General features: G+C 43.2%; 14 protein-coding genes. 1 reads left to right on the top strand and 13 read right to left on the bottom strand.

Going from position 1 to position 18,617, the window contains the following annotated elements; genetic code table 11:
• Nucleotides 1-3: 3 nt before the first annotated feature.
• The 4 genes from NST74_RS21640 to NST74_RS21655 are packed head-to-tail and all read right to left on the bottom strand — an operon-like array spanning nt 4 to nt 4,703.
• Entirely contained in the window at nt 4-1,659 is a 1,656-nt protein-coding gene (locus tag NST74_RS21640) for an alpha-glucosidase (protein ID WP_341114373.1), read from the bottom strand.
• A gap of 23 nt (nt 1,660-1,682) precedes the next feature.
• Nucleotides 1,683-2,522, bottom strand: coding sequence for a carbohydrate ABC transporter permease (locus NST74_RS21645; protein ID WP_149646682.1), 840 nt, complete (start codon nt 2,520-2,522; stop codon nt 1,683-1,685).
• Complete coding sequence (locus tag NST74_RS21650; RefSeq protein ID WP_179283670.1) at nt 2,509-3,387, bottom strand: carbohydrate ABC transporter permease; 879 nt, start codon at nt 3,385-3,387, stop codon at nt 2,509-2,511. The genes NST74_RS21645 and NST74_RS21650 overlap by 14 nt, the downstream gene beginning before the upstream one ends.
• 2 nt (nt 3,388-3,389) lie before the next feature.
• A complete protein-coding gene (locus NST74_RS21655) occupies nt 3,390-4,703 on the bottom strand; it encodes an ABC transporter substrate-binding protein (protein ID WP_341114374.1) in 1,314 nt (437 codons plus the stop codon).
• A 334-nt stretch (nt 4,704-5,037) separates the two neighbouring features.
• On the opposite strand from NST74_RS21655, the gene NST74_RS21660 reads away from it, so the two are divergent.
• Complete coding sequence (locus NST74_RS21660) at nt 5,038-6,048, top strand: LacI family DNA-binding transcriptional regulator (RefSeq protein ID WP_341114376.1); 1,011 nt, start codon at nt 5,038-5,040, stop codon at nt 6,046-6,048.
• A gap of 284 nt (nt 6,049-6,332) precedes the next feature.
• Here NST74_RS21660 and NST74_RS21665 read toward each other — a convergent pair whose 3' ends face one another.
• From NST74_RS21665 to NST74_RS21705, 9 genes are all read right to left on the bottom strand, one after another.
• Nucleotides 6,333-6,962 (bottom strand): polysaccharide deacetylase family protein, encoded by a 630-nt coding sequence (locus NST74_RS21665; protein ID WP_341114377.1) that lies wholly within the window; start codon nt 6,960-6,962, stop codon nt 6,333-6,335.
• A gap of 98 nt (nt 6,963-7,060) precedes the next feature.
• Nucleotides 7,061-8,545, bottom strand: coding sequence for an alpha-N-arabinofuranosidase (locus tag NST74_RS21670; RefSeq protein WP_341114378.1), 1,485 nt, complete (start codon nt 8,543-8,545; stop codon nt 7,061-7,063).
• 29 nt (nt 8,546-8,574) lie between these two features.
• Nucleotides 8,575-9,432: a carbohydrate ABC transporter permease gene (locus NST74_RS21675; protein WP_341114379.1), complete on the bottom strand. Its 858-nt coding sequence runs from the start codon at nt 9,430-9,432 to the stop codon at nt 8,575-8,577.
• An 11-nt stretch (nt 9,433-9,443) separates the two neighbouring features.
• Nucleotides 9,444-10,313, bottom strand: coding sequence for a carbohydrate ABC transporter permease (locus NST74_RS21680; RefSeq protein WP_042130024.1), 870 nt, complete (start codon nt 10,311-10,313; stop codon nt 9,444-9,446).
• Nucleotides 10,314-10,383: 70 nt separating this feature from the next.
• A complete protein-coding gene (locus tag NST74_RS21685; protein WP_042130025.1) occupies nt 10,384-11,694 on the bottom strand; it encodes an extracellular solute-binding protein in 1,311 nt (436 codons plus the stop codon).
• 116 nt (nt 11,695-11,810) lie between these two features.
• On the bottom strand, nt 11,811-13,391 hold the full coding sequence (locus tag NST74_RS21690) for a response regulator (protein ID WP_341114381.1): 1,581 nt from the start codon (nt 13,389-13,391) through the stop codon (nt 11,811-11,813).
• Between the two features lie 7 nt (nt 13,392-13,398).
• Nucleotides 13,399-14,985, bottom strand: coding sequence for a sensor histidine kinase (locus tag NST74_RS21695; RefSeq protein ID WP_341114384.1), 1,587 nt, complete (start codon nt 14,983-14,985; stop codon nt 13,399-13,401).
• Between the two features lie 648 nt (nt 14,986-15,633).
• Entirely contained in the window at nt 15,634-16,749 is a 1,116-nt protein-coding gene (locus NST74_RS21700) for a glycoside hydrolase family 88 protein (protein ID WP_341114385.1), read from the bottom strand.
• Nucleotides 16,739-18,604: a DUF2264 domain-containing protein gene (locus NST74_RS21705; RefSeq protein ID WP_341114387.1), complete on the bottom strand. Its 1,866-nt coding sequence runs from the start codon at nt 18,602-18,604 to the stop codon at nt 16,739-16,741. Before NST74_RS21705 ends, NST74_RS21700 begins: the two co-directional genes overlap by 11 nt.
• Between the last annotated feature and the right edge of the window lie 13 nt (nt 18,605-18,617).

Raw genomic sequence — 18,617 nt, forward strand, 5'->3', positions numbered from 1 at the left:
TCTCTAATCAAATAATAGCGGCTCGCACATCCATATTGCGGCTTCATTCGGCAATAGAGTGACCAAGTCTGTGCCGCTCACTGTCTCTCGGCGGCTTGATAATATACAGGCTGCTTGCCCATCCAACAACATACTAGGATCAATCTGTACGCTTTGCTTGTCAAAATTCAAAGCTACGAGTGCTCTAGTATTGAGTGTTTTCAACGTTCTTACATATAAAATAAGATTGCCTCTGCGTTCCAGCACGTCATAATCTCCGAACTGAAACACGTCCTGTGTATTGCGCAAGCGGAGAAGCTTTTTATAATAATGAAGTAATGAATTCGGTTGACTTGATTCGGACTGCACGTTTAATTGCTCATAATTTGGGCCCATGTCAATCCATGGTTTCCCTGAAGTAAACCCGCCCTGGGGACCTGCGTTCCATTGCATCGGAGAACGGGATGCATCTCTTCCCTTCGCATTCGCAATTTCCAAGGCTTCTGCCTGGGTAGCCCCCCGCTGTAGTGCGATTTCATATGCGTTTAATCCTTGGATATCCCGCATATCCTCCAGCTTATGGGCTACGAAATTCCGCATCCCAATCTCTTCACCGAAATATAAGAAAGGTACCCCTTTTGCGGTCAAGGCCAGCGTTGCCATCAGACGAGCCCGTTCCTCCTCAATCTCCGCATCTCCTTCGCCAAAACGCGAAATCACGCGATCCATATCATGACTGCCGAAGAATAACGTTGGAATCTGATCCTCACGGTGTACCTGCTCCATCGTCTTAAGCTCAGCGAATAAATTTTCTGGACTAAATTCCTTCTGGCTTCCCAAATTGAAATTAAAGACTACATCCAACTTACCCGCTCCGCTGTAATGCCTCAGCATGTCTATGTCTTCAGATCCGACCTCACCTACCATGAACATCCCGCTATGCGCATGAACAAACTCACTAATTTCCTCGATGGCCTCTATAATTCCATTTTGATTCTGGTCATGCACATGCTTTTGTTCACCCGTTATTTCATCCATCGGGTTATCCGGGAATTGATCGGACACCGACAAGAAGTTGATCACATCTAGCCGGAAACCGCTAACGCCTTTACCTAGCCAATAAGCCATGACATCCTTCATCGCTTCTTTTACTTCCGGATTCGCCCAGTTCAAATCGACCTGTTCTTTCGCAAACCCATGATAGTAATACTGTTCCGTAGCAGCATCCCATTCCCACGCTGTTCCGCCAAAAAAAGACTCCCAGTTATTTGGAACTCCGCCGTTCACAGCGTCCTTCCAAATATACCAATCCCGCTTTGGATTTGTTCTTGAGGATCGGGATTCCTTGAACCACGCATGCTCTGAAGACGTATGATTCAAGACAAGATCGGCAATCACTTTGATTCCGCGAGTCTTCGCTTCCTGAATAAAGCGTTCAAAGCCTTCCATCGTTCCATAATCCGGGTCGATCTGGTAATAATCCGCAATGTCATACCCGTTATCTACTTTCGGAGACTTATAGAACGGTGTAAGCCAGATGCCCCCGATTCCAAGATCCCTCAAATAATCCAGCTTGGAAGTAAGACCGTCAAAATCACCAATCCCATCTCCGTTACTGTCACAGAAGCTTGGCATATACACTTCATAGAATACCGCCCTTTTCCACCACGGCTGTTCCAATCGCTATCCCCTCCTGTGCTAGCCTATTTCAAGTTAAATTGCATACCTTCCTGGAATTTCTTGCCGAAGATGATGAACAAGATAATGATTGGCAAGGTGAGCATCACTGCACCGGCATACATCGGACCCGGATACGATTGATACGGACCAAACATCTGAGATAATAAAACGTTCAAAGTTAACATGCCGTCACTTCGGACGACAATCATATCCCATAGGAGCTCTGTCCAACGTTCCATTAGCAGGAATAGGAATACAACGGTCGTAATGGACTTCGACATCGGCATCATAATCTTATACAGGATTTTGAAATCGGATGCCCCATCCAGCTTGGCGGCTTCAATGAAAGCGTCGGGTACCGCCTTAAAGAAGTTGGTGTACATGAAGATCCCCCATAAACTCATCGCCTTGGGAATAATGAGCGCCCAATACGTATCGAACAGTCCTACTTTTTGAATAATCAAAAAGTTAGGGATAATCAGAATGATCGCCGGGAAGAACATGTGGAACAACACAAAGTTGTTAATAGAGTCTCTCCCACGGAATTTCAGTTTCGCCAACGCATAAGCCACCATAATCGCAAACATCATCATTAATGCTGTAGATATCAAAGAAACGAACACACTGTTAAAGAAGGCGTGAATCCACGGTCTTGTAATCCCGGTCTCACCACCTGTAAAGAGCCATTGATACGAGCGCAGCGTAAATTTCGTCGGTATCAGCTTCCGGTCTACCTGTGACCAATCTGCAAGTGAATTCAATACCATATATAAATAGGGGAATACCATAATCACGAGCAGTACGATCGCAATCAGATAGCGGATCGACAGCCGGAGCTTGATATTTGAATTAGACCCAACCATTGCGCTTACCCCACATTTCCAGAATTTTTCGGATCACGAAGATGGATATAAATGTCGCAACCGCAGCCATAATCGCGATAGCTGATGCATAACCTGCCTGCAGGTTCTTAAATGCTTGACTGTATATTTCCATTTGCCATGTATTCGTTGCATAGTTTGGTCCGCCGCCTGTTAATTGGTAGACCTCAGTAAAGATACCGAATGTTGCACCAAAGGATAAAATTAAGGTTGTATAAATCGCAGGGTATAGCAAAGGCAACGTAATTTTCCAGAATCTTTGGCTGTCCTTCACACCATCAATTGCCGCTGCTTCATATACTTCCTGATCAATACTTTCTAAACCTGACGTTAGAATTAACGCATAGTAACCTGTAAATTTCCAAGCCATAATCATCGCAACGACGAATAATGCCGAAAAAGATCCGCCGAGCCAGTCAATATCAAGACCTAACCGTTCCCTTAGAAACGTCTGAACAGGACTTGTATGTGACAAAAAACCTTTAACAATAAGGGATGCAACAACCCCTGATGAAAGATATGGTAAAAAGAATCCAATAAGAAATACGGTTTTTAATTTAGGTAAGCCCTTTACAATTACCGCTACAAAAAGCGACATCGCTGTGACAATCGGTACAAACACGATCATAAATTTGTACGTTACCCAAAATGCCGATCTTACCCCTGGTGTGCCTAATGCTTTGGTAAAATTCTTGAATCCTACAAAATCATAAGTTGGTGAAATCAAGTCCCAGTTAGTAAAAGACAGATAAAGAGACCAGATAAGCGGGCCCAAGAAAAACACAGTCGAAAAAATAAGGTAAGGGCTGGCAAAAAGCCAGCCTAACCGATTATTATTTTTTTCAATCATTATTGAAGTTCCCCTTCAATCGCCTTCTTCATATTGTCCCAACCCGTTTTTGGATCAATCTCACCACGAACGATTTTGTTAAAGGCCTCTTGACCAATAAAGGTTTGCAATTCGTTGAATTTCGGATTGTCCATGGATGGAACAGCATTCGGGATTGCTTTTGCATACTCTTGCAATACAGGCGTTTTTTCAAATACTGGTTTAAATACTTCATTCGTACCTACATCATCACGTGCTGGAGGCAAGTTTGTTTCTTGGAAAAAGGCAACATCGTTTTGGTCATCTGAATATACCCACTTGATGAATTCTATTGCAGCAGCCTGTTGTTCTGGGCTTGCCGATGCATAGATAACAATTCCTTTAGCATCTGCAAACGTTTTTGCATTCGCTGGATCCATGCCGTCCGGAACCGGAGGCAATGATACTTCAAAATTCTCCTTGTACTGAAGCTCTGGATATTTCTCAGCCCATGTGCTGAATGTCCAAGGTCCTACATCCGTAAATACGCCCACGCCATTTTCAAAAGGTTCTGTTACATTCTGAGACAACAGCCCTTTCTCCTTACGAAGATCGTCCACGAAAGTAAGAACGTCTACACCTGCTTTTTCATCGCCAACAAACTGGCTGCCTTCAATGAATTTGTTGCCATCTGAAGCTGCATTGTACAGCATAAAGAAGTCGAACCATCTTTTCCAAGAGGTAGGGTCTGCTAAGTCAGGTTTCGCCCAAAGATATTTATCCGGGTATTTTGCTTTTAATTTTTTCGTTGCCTCAATTACTTCGCTGTATGTTCTCGGAACTTCATTCACACCAGCTTCCTTCAAGATATCCGTTCTCCATCCGAACAACATCGCATTCGAGTAGATCGGGAGAACATATTGATGACCATCCGCAAATTCCCAAGGCTCAATCGTTTTGGTCATTTTACGTTTTGTGACAATATCATTGAAGCCAGCTATCGTATCCAAAGGAACTAACGCTTTACTGTTTGCAAGTTGTGCTGCAAAACCGCGGCTAATATTCTCAGTCATCGTCGGGGCGCTTCCACCTGCAATTGCAGCTTGGATACTTGCCTCAGAAGTAGGGGACTCCTTGATCGCACTTACATTAATTTTCACCTTAGGATTAACAGTCTCGTACTCTTTGGCGATTTTTTGCCAATATGCTTGTTGAGTCGGGTTAGGCGCTGCCCAGAATTCAATAGTTGTTACTCCATCTGCTGAAGTGCCTGAATTACTACTCTTCGATCCACAACCGGCAAGAATCGTGAATACAAGCGTAAGTGACATTAATACTGCAAGCTTTTTCTTCATAAAATAAAACCTCCCTAAAGTATAGATGCACTTTCGTACAGCATTTAGTAATCTATAAATCAATTTTGTAACGTTACAAAATTACTTAAAACAATGTTTTGTAAGCGTTACATTTGCTATTATTATAGTTTTAAGCGAAATTGTCAACCTGTTCTTCGATTATTTATACAATAGACACAATTACATATACTATGTATTAACTTTACAATAATATTTTGTAATGTTATAATAATTTAGAATTGTAATGTAGTTTTGCAGCATAATCTTTAGTATTATGAGAGACAGTATGGAAGAATATTCATTACACTTCTTATAAGAAAGGACGTATCTTCGCATGAAGGTGAAGGTAACTATGCAAGATATCGCCGATCGATTAAATATATCTAAGAACTCTGTTTCTCAGGCTCTGTCTGGTAAAGATGGTGTCAGTGAAGAAACGAGGCAATTAATTATCGATACAGCGAATGAGATGGGTTACATCTATTCGCGAGGGCGTAAAAGCACTGAAGAAGAAGTAGGAACCTTTGCCATCTTGGCATCGGAATTTGCATTTTCCAAACGCAACTTTTTTGGAGAAATTTATTTAAGCATTGAGAAGGAAGCAGCGAAGCGAAACAAGCGTATGGTTATTCAATCTATTGATAAGCATTCTTCTGAGAATTTAATCCTGCCTCCTATTTTATTGGATCAATCCGTTGAAGGGATCTTGATTCTGTCCCATATTACGAACCCTTATATTCAGGCAGTGACCAATACAGGTATTCCCACCGTGTTAATTGATCATCATCATCCTAATCTTATGGCCGACAGTATTCTCACTAATAATCGCTATGCCGCTTATACAGCCGTTCAGCATTTAATTGAATTGGGACATACTCGTATTGGTTTTATCGGCAATATACAATTCTCTCCCAGCTATTACGAGCGCCTGGAGGGTTATCGCCTGGCCTTATACCAGGCTGGAATTGAATACAACCCGATATGGGTAATTGATCGTGTAACAGAAGAAATGGATGATGTATTCAACGCTGTACAAGCGCTCGATAAGCAGCCTACGGCATGGTTCTGTGTCAATGACGGATTTGGATTCTTGATCAATTCCGTTGTGTACAAGCTTGGGTATCGTATTCCCCAAGATGTATCCATTGTCAGCTTCGATAATGGACAATTGTCACGAATAACAACACCGTTGACTACAACGATGAATGTAGATTTGTCTTACTTTGGACGTAAAGCTGTTGAACAGCTCTTCTGGCGTATTGACCATCCTGATGAGCCTTTTGTTGAAATTCTCCTTCCGTCTAATCTGATCGTTCGGGAATCCACACAACATCCAAATGGATAGAGATTATTAATCAATCTAGTAAAAACGTATAATATAAATACCCTCACCCAATCCAATTCGAATGGGTGAGGTTTTTCAGATGCTTTGGAAGCGTGAGTGATAGAATATCTTAAACAAGCAGAGAGAAACAGCCATTACACAATAAAGCAGGACCTCTTCCTCAATTTTATTGAGGAAGAGGTCCTGCTAATAAGTTATGAAGGAATCATTAATCGCTAAAAGCGAAACAATCAGAAAATCCGGAGACAACAGCGGCTGGAAATTTGCTTACCTTCGGCTAAGCTTTATAGCTGGAGATCAGCAATCCCAAACAGTTCACTTAAAGTCACGAATCGATAACCCTCGGCATCAAGCTCTTCCACCAATACCCGGACAGCTTCAATGGTTTGAGCTCGTTCGCCATACCCGTCATGAAACAAGAAAATGCTTCCGTTTTCAATGGTTGGTCTCGTATGGTCCAGAATAAAATCGACACCGGGCTGTTCCCAATCCTTCGCGTCACCGTTTACAGCGCCAATCGAATGGTATCCGAATTCTGCAGCAAGCATAAGAATATCATCGTTAACACCAAAAAAAGGTGGTCTAAAGTTCAATACATGCTTTCCCGTCACTTTACGAATCGTATCATCCGCCCGCTGTAATTCAGCTCTTGCTTCATCTAAAGTCAGTGTTGTCAAATCAGGATGAGAGTAAGTATGATTGCCAATCTCATGTCCTGCCATATGAACCTGTGCTGCGATAGCCTCGTACATATTGAGCTCTTCACCGATCATAAAAAAAGTCGCTTTACCATTATGTTTATGGAAGATATCCAACAACTCTTTCGTATATAATGGATGCGGCCCATCGTCGAACGTAAAAGCGACTACCTTTTCCTGAGTTGGGACCTTATGAACTAATGATAATTTAGCCATTATATTACTCCTTCCGATTCACATCCTATGAATGCTCATATACATCCATTATTGCTGTGGTATAATGCCATGTCAACGCGCATCTAAGCGCACAATCCTTAATTGAGTGTCAACACGACCACGGACATCGGCGGCAGCGTTGCCAGTAAACCGTCGTCACTTACACTCGTAATGCCGTTAAATGACTGTGGCTTCACCCTCTCCGGTTGCCCAAATGTGTTATGAGCATTCATATCTGTATGCGTCAGTACCCGGCCGCTAACATTCAACATTCCCCCCAACCCACGTAACCCTAGAGATACATCTACTTGGTGATGGGGGTCGATGTTACATAGGCTGATGTCGATCGTTCCGTTAGGCCGCTTCGATGCCGATGCACTGACTTGCGGAAGCGATTCATCGCCCACACGGTATTCGCCAATCTCCAGGTGAATCGTAAGCGCCTCTGCATCCTGGTGCACCTTGAACATTTCGAACACGTGATAGGTCGGCGTCAGCAACATCTTATCACCTTCCGTTAGAATCATCGCCTGTAGCACGTTGACTGTCTGGGCAATGTTCGCCATGTGGACACGGTCGCAATGACGGTGGAAGACATGGAAATGCAGTCCCGCAACAAGCGCATCACGCAGCGTGTTCTGCTGATACAAGAACCCAGGATTTGTACCCGGTTCAACTTGGAACCAGGTACCCCACTCGTCGACAATTAAGCCCACACGTTTCTTCGGATCGTGTTGATCCATGATCGCCGTGTGTCGGGTAATGAGCTCGTCCATGTGGAGCGCGAGCTGCATGGTCTCGAACCATTCCGCTTCATCAAAGCCAGTCGCCGGCCGCTTGATCTCAAATCCTCCAGGCACCGTGTAGTTATGCAGACTGAGACCATCCATAAGTCCACCGGCTTCACGTATTAGCGTCTCCGTCCAGTGGTAATCATCAACGTTTGCACCGCCAGCGATCTTATAGACTTGATTATGTCCGTAATTACGGACATACGTTTGGAAACGGCGGTATTCGTCGGCGTAGTACTCCGCCCGCATGTTGCCGCCACAACCCCAATTCTCATTTCCGACGCCAAAATATTTGAGCTTCCAAGGCTTCTCGCGGCCATTAGCCTTCCGCCATTTAGCCATAGGTGATTCGCCGTCAAAGGTCATATACTCCACCCACTCCTGCATCTCCTGAACGGTGCCACTGCCAACATTTCCGCAGATATAAGGCTCCGTATCCAGCAGTTCACAAAGGTCGAAGAATTCATGGGTACCGAAGTGATTGTTCTCCACAACACCTCCCCAGTTCGTATTAACCATGTGCTTGCGCGCCTCACGTGGACCAACGCCATCCTTCCAGTGATACTCATCAGCATAGCACCCGCCCGGCCATCTGAGCACCGGTATGCTAAGACCTCGCAGCGCCTCTAGAACATCATTCCGAATACCACGGGTATTAGGAATCGGCGAATCCTCGCCTACCCAGATCCCTTCGTAGATACAACGTCCAAGATGCTCGGCGAAATGCCCATAAATATGACGACTGATCGTACCGCACGACTGATCAGTGTTGACAGTAATAGTAGCATTCATTAAAAGATCCCCCTTCTATTTTTTAACCCTTATCCCTTGATTGCGCCTGCGATCATACTCTTCTGTACCTGTTTGTTGAGTAACAAGTAGATTACAATCGTTGGAATCGTAGCAATCATGAGCCCCGCTCCAATAATCCCCCACTGTGTGATATAGGTACCCACCATGGACATCATACCCACTGTTAAAGTCTGATAGAGTGAGTCATTGATGAACGTAGTCGCAAACATCAGCTCGTTCCAACAAGATAGGAATGTAAATATCGCAACCGTTGCAATAGCAGGACTTATAAGCGGCAACATAATGGAAAAGAACGTTCTGTAAATGCCGCATCCATCAATGACCGCTGATTCTTCCAATTCACGGGGAAGTCCCTTAAAGAAGCTACTGACGATGAACACGGCCAAAGGGATACCAAAAGCAACATAAGGAATAATCAAGGACCAATAAGTATTCAGCAAATGTAAGTTCTTCAGGACCATAAACAGCGGCAGCAGGGCCGCATGAATCGGCACCATCATCCCTAGGAGGATCAGGGTCATCGTTAATTCACTGAATTTCCAGTTCATCCTCGCGACGGCATAACCAGTCATAGAAGCAAGAATCAGTACCAGAATAATGGATACAGACGTTACCAACACGCTGTTAAAAAAATAAGTTAATACATTACCGTCTGATAAGGCTTTAACATAGTTGCTCCAGAGAAATTCTTTAGGAAGGCCTACGACATCACCACTGAATATCTCACTATTATCTTTCAGCGAGAAAAATGCCAGCCAGATAAGGGGGTAAATTTGTACGATTGCCACAAGGATTAGAAACACTTGCAGTAGTATTTTCCCAAAATAATTCGACCTTTTTCGCAACACCACTTTTGCAGTACTCACTTTCCTCACCTCTATTCAGTCTTAAAAAATTTATTAATAACTACTGTAAACACTAAACATTCCAGAATTATGAAAACAGATACCGCACTACCATATCCATATCTGTAAGTGTCAAAAATAGTTGTATACATCAACGTGCTCGGTACTTCAGTGGAGAATAAAGGACCTCCGCCCGTCAATACATAAATTAGATCGAATACCTTAAAGGCACCAATGACTGAAAAGACAAGACATACTTTCAGAATAGGCCTCATTAGTGGAATGGTAATGGAGAATGCAGTTCTTATACGGGAAGCTCCGTCAATTTTCGCTGCTTCGAGAATATCTTGTGAAACGGACTTTGCCCCAGCATACATCAGTAACATATGATAGCCGACATACTGCCAAAGCGTTGGAATAAAGGACGCCACAAGGGCGGTATCTTTTTTACCAAGCCAATCTTGTGCCAGATTTGAAAGACCCACGCTTTCCAGTAACCAATTCAAAAGTCCGTAATCCGCATTATAAATTTTAGACCACAGTTGCGCGATTACAACGGTTGAGATAAGCACTGGAATGAAGTATATTGCACGATAAAATCCTTCACCCTTGACCGAAGAGGCCAATATAAGGGCAAGTAAAAGCGATATAGGCAACTGAATGAAAATTGATGCTGCCGCGAACAGCATAGAATTTTTTATGGAATTTAATGCTCGTGAATCTGTGAACATTTCCACATAATTGTCTAGTCCGATAAACGTACCTTTACCGATGCCATTCCAATCTAATAAACTATAGTAACTGGAGATAAAGATCGGAACTAATACAATGGAACAAAATATGAGGAGGGTAGGCAGGACAAATATAGCAATGGCCCTCTTGTTCGAAAATACAGAGTTCATCAGGGTTCTCCTCTCAAAAATGTGGCCAGAGACAGTCTCTGACCACATCTCGCTTCATTTTTTTCACAGATCAGAGGCTTAGTTCCGTTGGTTTAAGCTGTGCCATCTGTTTGCAGAATTCATCAGGAGTGATGTCTCCTGCCAAGAGTTGCGCGATTAAGTTCTTGTGAGCTTCCGCAGAATCAGCCGGGAGAATATTGTCCCACCATGCAATAAAAGAAGTTGCTGTTTTCATAATATCTGCTGCTGATTTATCAAGTGTGGACAGACCAGAAGTATCAAGAGCGTCAATGTTCCAGCTAGGAAGCCCTGCTCCGGCAAGGAAGCCCTGTGTACCGAGCTGCTCGCTTAGATACATAAGAAACTCAACAGCTTCTTTGGGTTGCTTTGTGGTATTGCTGACATAAAAGCCATCCACCGCTCCTCCGAAGATTTCAGTACTCTTTCCCTTACCGTCTTCAAATACCGGGAAAGGAATCACCTTAACCTTGCCTTTGACGGCCGAGGATGGATCTTCGATACCTGCATTTACCCAGTTGGCTTGAAACATCATAGCCCCTTGTCCTGCATTAAACGCTCCAAGCATTTCATCATAGCTCATGCTGAACATACTGCTATTGAAGAAGCCTGTTTTTCCAAGTTCCTGCATTTTAGTAGCTGCAGCAACGAAATCTGGTGAATTCCATTTGGAAGGATCCTTAAATGCCTCAATGACCGCATCATTTCCTGCCTGGCGCATCGCAATCATATCGTACCAATACATACCGGGCCAGCGGTCCTTCTCTCCAATGAGAGCCGGGGTGATCCCCGCTGCCTTTAGTTTCTCTCCCGCATCGAGCAGCTCTGAATAGGTAGTCGGAATTTTAGCTCCTGCTTTATCGAACAACTCAGTATTTACAAAAAGATTAGCGATATGGGTATAGACAGGCAGTGTATAGATTTTCCCATCAACCTCGATAGCTTCAGACATACCTGGAGCCATCTTCGATTTAATTTCGTCCGTTAAATAGCTGCTAATTTCAAGCACATTGCCGGATTCGATATAAGGCTGCATGAAGCTGCCTCCACCCATTCCATAAAAAATGTCAGGTGCTTCACCTGCGGCAAGTGAAGTCTTAATTTTGGTTTTATACTGCTCGCCAGTCGTTCCTGATCGTACAACTTGAATTTCTGGATGCTCCTTGTTCCACTTCTCAACGATTTCCGGCAATAATTTTGCAGATGGATCAGTATTACCTACGGATTGGTCCCATAATGTCAACTTAACACTTCCACTTTTAGACTGAGTTCCTCCAGATGATTCGGATGAACATGCAGTTACACTACCTACAATTCCTATAGCCAATGTTATGCTCATCGTCTTTCTTAATAACGCTTTCATCAATAAACCCCCCAAATGAAATTTGTTCTTTCTAGTATTAGTTTAGGGAAGCTACCATAATAACTCCATTCAAAATACCAACATATACCTTTCATTATTCGAACATATCCTCTTAATCATTTACCGTTTCTGTACTGATTCATCGACATCCCCGTAAATCTCTTAAACAAGATGCTAAAATAGTGCGCATCCTTGATTCCAACCTGTTCACCAACCTCGTATCCTTTTAAATCCGTATTCTTCAGCAGGCTTTCCGCCTTTTTCATACGTATGTTCGTAAGATACTCCACAAAGGTCTGCCCTGTTTCTTTCTTCATAAGCCGCCCCAAATGACCTGGACTTACGAAGAAAGTCCCAGCCGTAGTAGCTAATCCTAATTTGGGATCATCCAAATTTTTCTCGAGATACTCTTTCACCTGACTGATGAGGTCCCCTTCTTTTGTTTGGTTTTTTGAATAAATAATTCTTGATACGTGAAGGACATAACTCTCCAATAGGTTCATTAATTCCGGTAAATTGTCTGCAGTGAGAATAGAGACCCATGTTTCTTTATTGGACACTTCTTCATCCTCGACCTGTTGCTCTATCGCAGCACGTTGGCATTCATTGATCACATCCATCGCTGCTAGACGAAACTGAGCTATACTGGAGAAAGCAACATCAAAGATCTGCGTTAGACTTTGAATTGCCTGCTCGCCCGAACCAACGCTGATGTAGAACTGCAGCTGCTGAAGACGATCTGGATTCGACTGGTAATGTGCCTCCCTGTTTCCTACAATATCCTCGAAGCAAACAACCTGATTATTTCCAACAAAGACCTTGTATTGCACCGCACGACATGCTTCCTGATATCCAAGGTGCGCTTCTTCTATATGTATACGTTTGCACCCGATCCCGATGTTAACATAGCATTTATAGGATTCGCACAGATTGGTTATAAGTGATTCACAATCGCTGACAAGATTCGTAGCTTGGTTAAATGAAATGACTACAATTTGGTTTCGGGTATCTGTTAAAATAATCACTTGATTGTCGTTCTGGAAGAACGATTCCACTTTGTATCTGCATTCCATTCCCAAGAGAATCAACTGTTCCTCTGATTGCTTTACGGATGCTGAGGTAATTTCTAGACTAGCGATTTGAAAGGCCTCTTTGCTTAGGAACATCGGCAGTTTAAAATATTCCGCTTTTTCATGAATCTCTTCTTTGGAAAGATCGCCCTTTAACCACTGATATAAATATTTTTCTCTGAGATATGGAAAATTCCGCTCTAAATCTTCTTTCAATCTCTCTAATTCCTTATCACGCGTACGCTCCTCGAATATTTTATTTTTCAGCTTATCAATCACATTGAGCAAATCTGAAGCACGAATCGGTTTTAGAATGAAATCAGAAATTCCCATTTTGATGCTCTGATGTGCATATTCAAATTCGTCATGACCTGTAACGATAACAATTTTTATATCCGGATACTTTGCTAAAACTTCCCTGCTAAACTCAATTCCGTTGATAGAGGGCATATAAATATCCGTAAAAATAATGTCCGGTCTCTGTTCATCTACCATATCCAAAGCTTCGTGTGCATTGGAAGCTTCTCCTATAATAGTTAGGCCTTGCTTTTCCCAGTCAATACGCATCCTAAGCAGGTTCCTTATCAAATATTCATCATCAACAATCAAAACCTTTAATTTTTCCATTGCGTATCTATCCCTTCGGTATAATTATCGTTATCGTCATCCCTTTTCCTAATTCGCTTTCGATTTTAATACAGTTTTTATTTCCATAAAAAATACGCAAGCGCTCCATAGTTCCCCACAATCCAAAGCTCTTTAATTGATCCTTCCTTTCAAGAATTTGCATAATCTCTTCTTCCAACATCCCAACACCATCATCAGATATGGATATTCTCACTTCATCCTTCATACTTCGTGCGCTGATTGTAATCGTTCCTTTCGTTCCTTTAGGCCGAATACCATGATAAAGCGCATTTTCAACCAATGGTTGTATAACCAGCTTGGGTATAGGATATTGCAGGCAGTCTTCATCCACGTCGAACTGAGCCTCAAAGACATCCTGATAACGGATATTTTGGATTTTCAAATAATTACGAACCATTTCAATCTCTTCACCGACCGTGATAACGTCTAAGCCCTTGCTGACACTCATACGATAATAGTTTCCCAATGCCTCAATCATTTCACATAGCTGATCGTTTAATCCAGACAACGCCAACGAAGTAATGGAGTCCAGCGTGTTATATAAAAAATGGGGTTTGATCTGGGATTGCAGTGTATTCAATTCAGCTTTACGAATCATCTTCTGCTCTTCGACGATTCGGGTCAGAAGCTGATCCATTTCCTCAATCATGTGATTATAACCGTTAAACAACTGTTCGAATTCATAAATATTGCGTTCTACTTTTACTTTCATAAAATTACCCCTAGGAGCTTTGTTCATGGATCGGAGGAGCTTATGTATCGGATTAATAATACTGCGCGAAATGATAAAGGAACTAAAAAAGAAAATACTTCCGTTGATAATCAATAGCAGCAATGCCAAGAGTACAAGCGATTTATTCCGCGAATCAATCGTATTGTAGGGTGTAATACTTACAAATTTCCAATTAAATTCTCCACCTGAGAGATAAGAGATTCTATACTTCTGTGAGCCAGAATTCAATGTAAGAGATCCTGAGTTGCTTTTCTGAAATTGTTGTTCCAGGCTCTCTCTATTTGACATAAGGACCTCTTTATAGACTGCATTATGTTGATCTTGGGTGGAATCGGATACGATGATATGATTATTTTCATCTAAAATAGCAATTTCAAAGGAACTCTGATTGAGCAGATTGGAATACGCCTGTACAAAGGCGTCGTCTTTGATATTAATGACTAACACCCCTAGGGGAGAAGTGTTATCAATATCTCGAATCAACCGTATAAAAGATACGAAATTTTCATCGGCTCCCATTCTTGAAAAAGCTCCGCTGCCATTTAATCTTAGAATATATTTCCCTTTATTACTTACAACTTGCTCATACCATGAGGCATCCTTTATGTCCGCTTCCATAAAAGTTGGTAATTCCTGTGTTCCGACGGAAAAACGATGCCCCGTATTATCGAAAATATTAACAGAATCAATTATAGGAACCGCTTGCATAAGATTATACAAATAGGCGCTAACTTTAGATTGTGTATCCAGATTGGAATACACCCCTCCCTGCCTTAACAAGTTTTGCAGATTACGATCGGAAAATATCATTTTAGAGTAGTTGTTTACGTTTTCAATCATTAAATCAACGTTTGTCTGTATAGAAGTAATCGTTTGCAAAGAAGCCTCGTTAATTTTCTTTTGGGCTGAATTAGTAGATATTTGATTCAACACCCCATAACTGAAACCCACCGTAAGCAAAATGACCAAAAAATAAGCGAATGGTATTTTAAATGCTAATTTTTTTGAGTTAGTGTAAATTAGAGACTTTATACTTCTTATAATCCGTACCATCAACGTTTGATCCTCCATTTGTATACCGTAATCTATCATTACTATTCTCCTAGCACCGATAAGCAATAATATAACATATATTTATCCGGAGCTAGCACTAACTCATTTCGTGTAATCTTATATAGAGTAAGCTCTAGCGGTTCGAATGGGAGGTTCTGCAAATACACCCATCGTACAACAAAGAAGCCCCTTCCTCGGATTATCGAGAAAGGGGCACTGCTAATAGGAAATGACGGGCTCCATTGACCGCATTTCTAATATAACTTTTCTTGAAAATAACATAGAAGTAGAGTTGCAAAGAGACCACTTGGAACAGCAGGAGCATAGCGACCGCCTAGTTAGCTTTCCGTAGGAAGGAAAGCTTACTTCAAAAGCTTCCATCGAATAGGTGAAATTTTGTGGATACTTTGGAAGCGTGATTGTTAGAAGCTCATACTACCAATAGCCTCGGATGCCGGTCTGCATGCGGATCAATGCTTCTAAATAATAATAATCTCCCCAAATCATATGACCATCAGGCACGCGTCCGCCTCTGACATGATAGGACCCATGCTTTAGAAGTCCCTCCGCCTCTGGATCTTCAGATGTCGCATAATGTTCCACCAAAGATTTCATGCTGCGGAGTAATGCCTCTTCATAAATAGCGCGGTCCGGGTCATCTGCGTCCAGAATGTCCAGCAGTTCCAAAAGGCCGGAAGCCGCGATCGCAGAAGCTGAGCTGTCACGAGGGGTCCCTGCTTCCACAGGCACATCGAAATCCCAATAAGCCACACCATCCTCCGGAAGATGGCTTATAAAATAATGAGCCAGGCTTTTGGAAGTAATAAGAAAAGCCTCATTCTGCGTATAGCGATACGCCAGCGCAAAACCGTATATTCCCCAGGCTTGACCACGAGTCCAGGTCGAACCATCCTCATACCCTTGATGAGTTCCTCCACGAATCGCACTCCCCGTAGCCGGATCAAAGTAAAAAGTATGATAAGAGGAATCATCTCCGCGCACAAGAAATTTTCGGCTCTTTAACGCATGCTGAAGGGCTATATCATAGTAGCGATTGTCCCCCGTTTCCTCCGCAGCCCAGAACAGCAGAGGCAAATTCATCAAACAGTCAATAATGATACGCCCCCCGTTCTCAGGATCACTCTCTAGACCCCAAGCCTGGAGGATTCCAGCTGTTTCACGCCAGCGTTTACACAACTTATCTGCAGCCTGCAGACCGACAGCCCGCGCCGCTTCACTGCCTGTTATTTTCCACTCCGCTACTGCAGTTAGTGAATACAAAAAGCCAATATCATGATGATCTAAGGCGATGTGCTGATCCAAACGATGCTTGAAGTCCCCTAGCCATGAGGCTGCCGCCTCCTTAAAGAATGAATCTTTACCATATTCGTAGGCAAGCCACATCATGCCCACATAGAATCCCTCTATCCAATCATCATTGTCTCCCCATTCGTACTGTTGCCCCTCGGCGATATGGGGCAGTTTGCCCGGATGGTTAGTAATGTTACTCCCAATTTTGTGAATCGCATCCTCAATGGCTTTAGTCCACATCTTTGTTGCTCCTTTCCAATAAATCAACAGTATGCAAATGTGCATCGTTACTAGAATCGTATACAGCAACCCTTCCGTCTGACTGCCACTGAATAAGCGGCGGCGAAGCCAGACTGGCCTGATTCTCCAGAGTATTCGTTGCTCCAAAGACAGCAGATATCAGTACTTGATCTCCCGGCTCCAGTCTGGAGCATAAGCTTGGAAGAAACGTCCGCGGCTTCAGTAGATTCGTATTCGGCTCAGGCTCTACACATTCCCCACGGTCAAAACCGCTTAGCATATGTATGGCACTGATTCCCCAGGGCAATTGCACCGAGACAGCAGTGTTAGATACATGAATGGTTTCCCGTTCACTACGGGTGAAGCCGGCAGACTGGCCAATGGCAAATCCGCCCTCCGCTACGTCGAGACACCGGGCGCTGTGAATGCTGTGAATACGGACATGCCAAAGACCTGCTGGAATAATCCATGTCTCCACATGTACATCGCTCCAGGGATGCCAGCGTGAATATACATAATTCTCTCCAATTTCCCACGTCTCGCAGAATCTGCGTACCCGGTAATATTCATCGCATTCACACAGCGCTAGTGTGGAGTCATAAGCACCTTGAACTAAGCCATAACCCGCCTTCGGCACACTGAAGCCGAACAGCGTGGAGTAAGCAAACTTGGAATATTTAGCCCCACTATGGGCCATATCAAAGTTAGCCATCTGACCAGAGGTATAGGCAATAACATGCTTATTCCCTTCCGGACGGCTCACCAGCATACGTGCCTCTTCGAGTGGCAATAGCTCTTTTAATACAGGCAGTGGTTCTTCTTCCGCTTGCCAAAAAGGATGATCATCTGGCAAGGCAAGAATAAGCATAGCTTTAAAGGCCCAATACGGTGATCCTGGGGCGTTGTAGTTCTCTGTCATTACTAGGTTCGGATACGCATATCCGATACTTAGAAGTCCGTCTATTCCCACAATAGGTTTATCAAACCACCAACGAAAATGACGCATTATAATTCCTTTGAGAACGCCATATGAAAAAGGAAGTACATCGGCATATACCAGCGCACTCCAGAAAGAGACCTGTGCAAAACGATAGGTCAGACTACGTCCGAAAGGAATTGCACTTCCGTCCTCAGCAAACCAATAAATAAACTCTTTGGCAAATTGCGCGGATCTTTCCCGGTAGACTGCAGTCCTCTGAGGATCTTCATCCGCCATCAATTTAGCATAAATCAACGTGTAATAGTGCATAGCAAATGCAATATAATAGTCCCTCTGATCGGTCAGCCCATCGGAATACCAGCCATCACTCAAGTAGTAGGTATCAATCTTGTCCAAATAATCATCCATTATCTCTTGATCGTAGGGCAACCCAAGCTTCTTAAAGCCCACATTCACAAGTACCGTGAACATTAGCCAGTTATTCGGGTTAGATCGATCAACATGGTTGATCTGATTCAACCAGTTATACACATTTCGTTTCTGTACATCACTCAGTGGCTCCCACAGCTTATGCGGTGCAAGAGCAAGCCCCAGTCCTAGTACGGCTTGCTCAACCATTCGCTGATCTTTAGTCGAGAATTCACCCCAATATTCATCATGCTCTGGGTCTGTCCCGTTGATGATCCCCTCGAGGAACATCGGCCAAAGTACACTTTCACCTCCGCCGCTAGCATGGGGGACAAGCCCCCATAAAGGACGGGCAAAGGCTTCCATAAGCGCGGTAGCTTCATTGTAAATAGATCCTGTAGCCCCCATCTCAATTCCTGCACATCCAGCAGTAAATCGACTCTCTAGCGGAGCATACAGATCATTTAGGAACATCTGTAATTCTTTTTTAGTACCCTTTATTTCCACAGCTGGGTCCCTC

Source organism: Paenibacillus sp. FSL F4-0125 (assembly GCF_038008565.1).
Lineage (GTDB): Bacteria > Bacillota > Bacilli > Paenibacillales > Paenibacillaceae > Paenibacillus_AQ.

Coding starts and splice junctions, on each gene's coding strand:
- NST74_RS21645 (WP_149646682.1), bottom strand. CDS start 2,522: ATGGTTGGGTCTAATTCAAATATCAAGCTCCGGCTGTCGATCCGCTAT.
- NST74_RS21655 (WP_341114374.1), bottom strand. CDS start 4,703: ATGAAGAAAAAGCTTGCAGTATTAATGTCACTTACGCTTGTATTCACG.
- NST74_RS21660 (WP_341114376.1), top strand. CDS start 5,038: ATGAAGGTGAAGGTAACTATGCAAGATATCGCCGATCGATTAAATATA.
- NST74_RS21665 (WP_341114377.1), bottom strand. CDS start 6,962: ATGGCTAAATTATCATTAGTTCATAAGGTCCCAACTCAGGAAAAGGTA.
- NST74_RS21670 (WP_341114378.1), bottom strand. CDS start 8,545: ATGAATGCTACTATTACTGTCAACACTGATCAGTCGTGCGGTACGATC.
- NST74_RS21680 (WP_042130024.1), bottom strand. CDS start 10,313: ATGAACTCTGTATTTTCGAACAAGAGGGCCATTGCTATATTTGTCCTG.
- NST74_RS21685 (WP_042130025.1), bottom strand. CDS start 11,694: ATGAAAGCGTTATTAAGAAAGACGATGAGCATAACATTGGCTATAGGA.
- NST74_RS21690 (WP_341114381.1), bottom strand. CDS start 13,391: ATGGAAAAATTAAAGGTTTTGATTGTTGATGATGAATATTTGATAAGG.
- NST74_RS21695 (WP_341114384.1), bottom strand. CDS start 14,985: ATGATTGAAAACGTAAACAACTACTCTAAAATGATATTTTCCGATCGT.
- NST74_RS21700 (WP_341114385.1), bottom strand. CDS start 16,749: ATGTGGACTAAAGCCATTGAGGATGCGATTCACAAAATTGGGAGTAAC.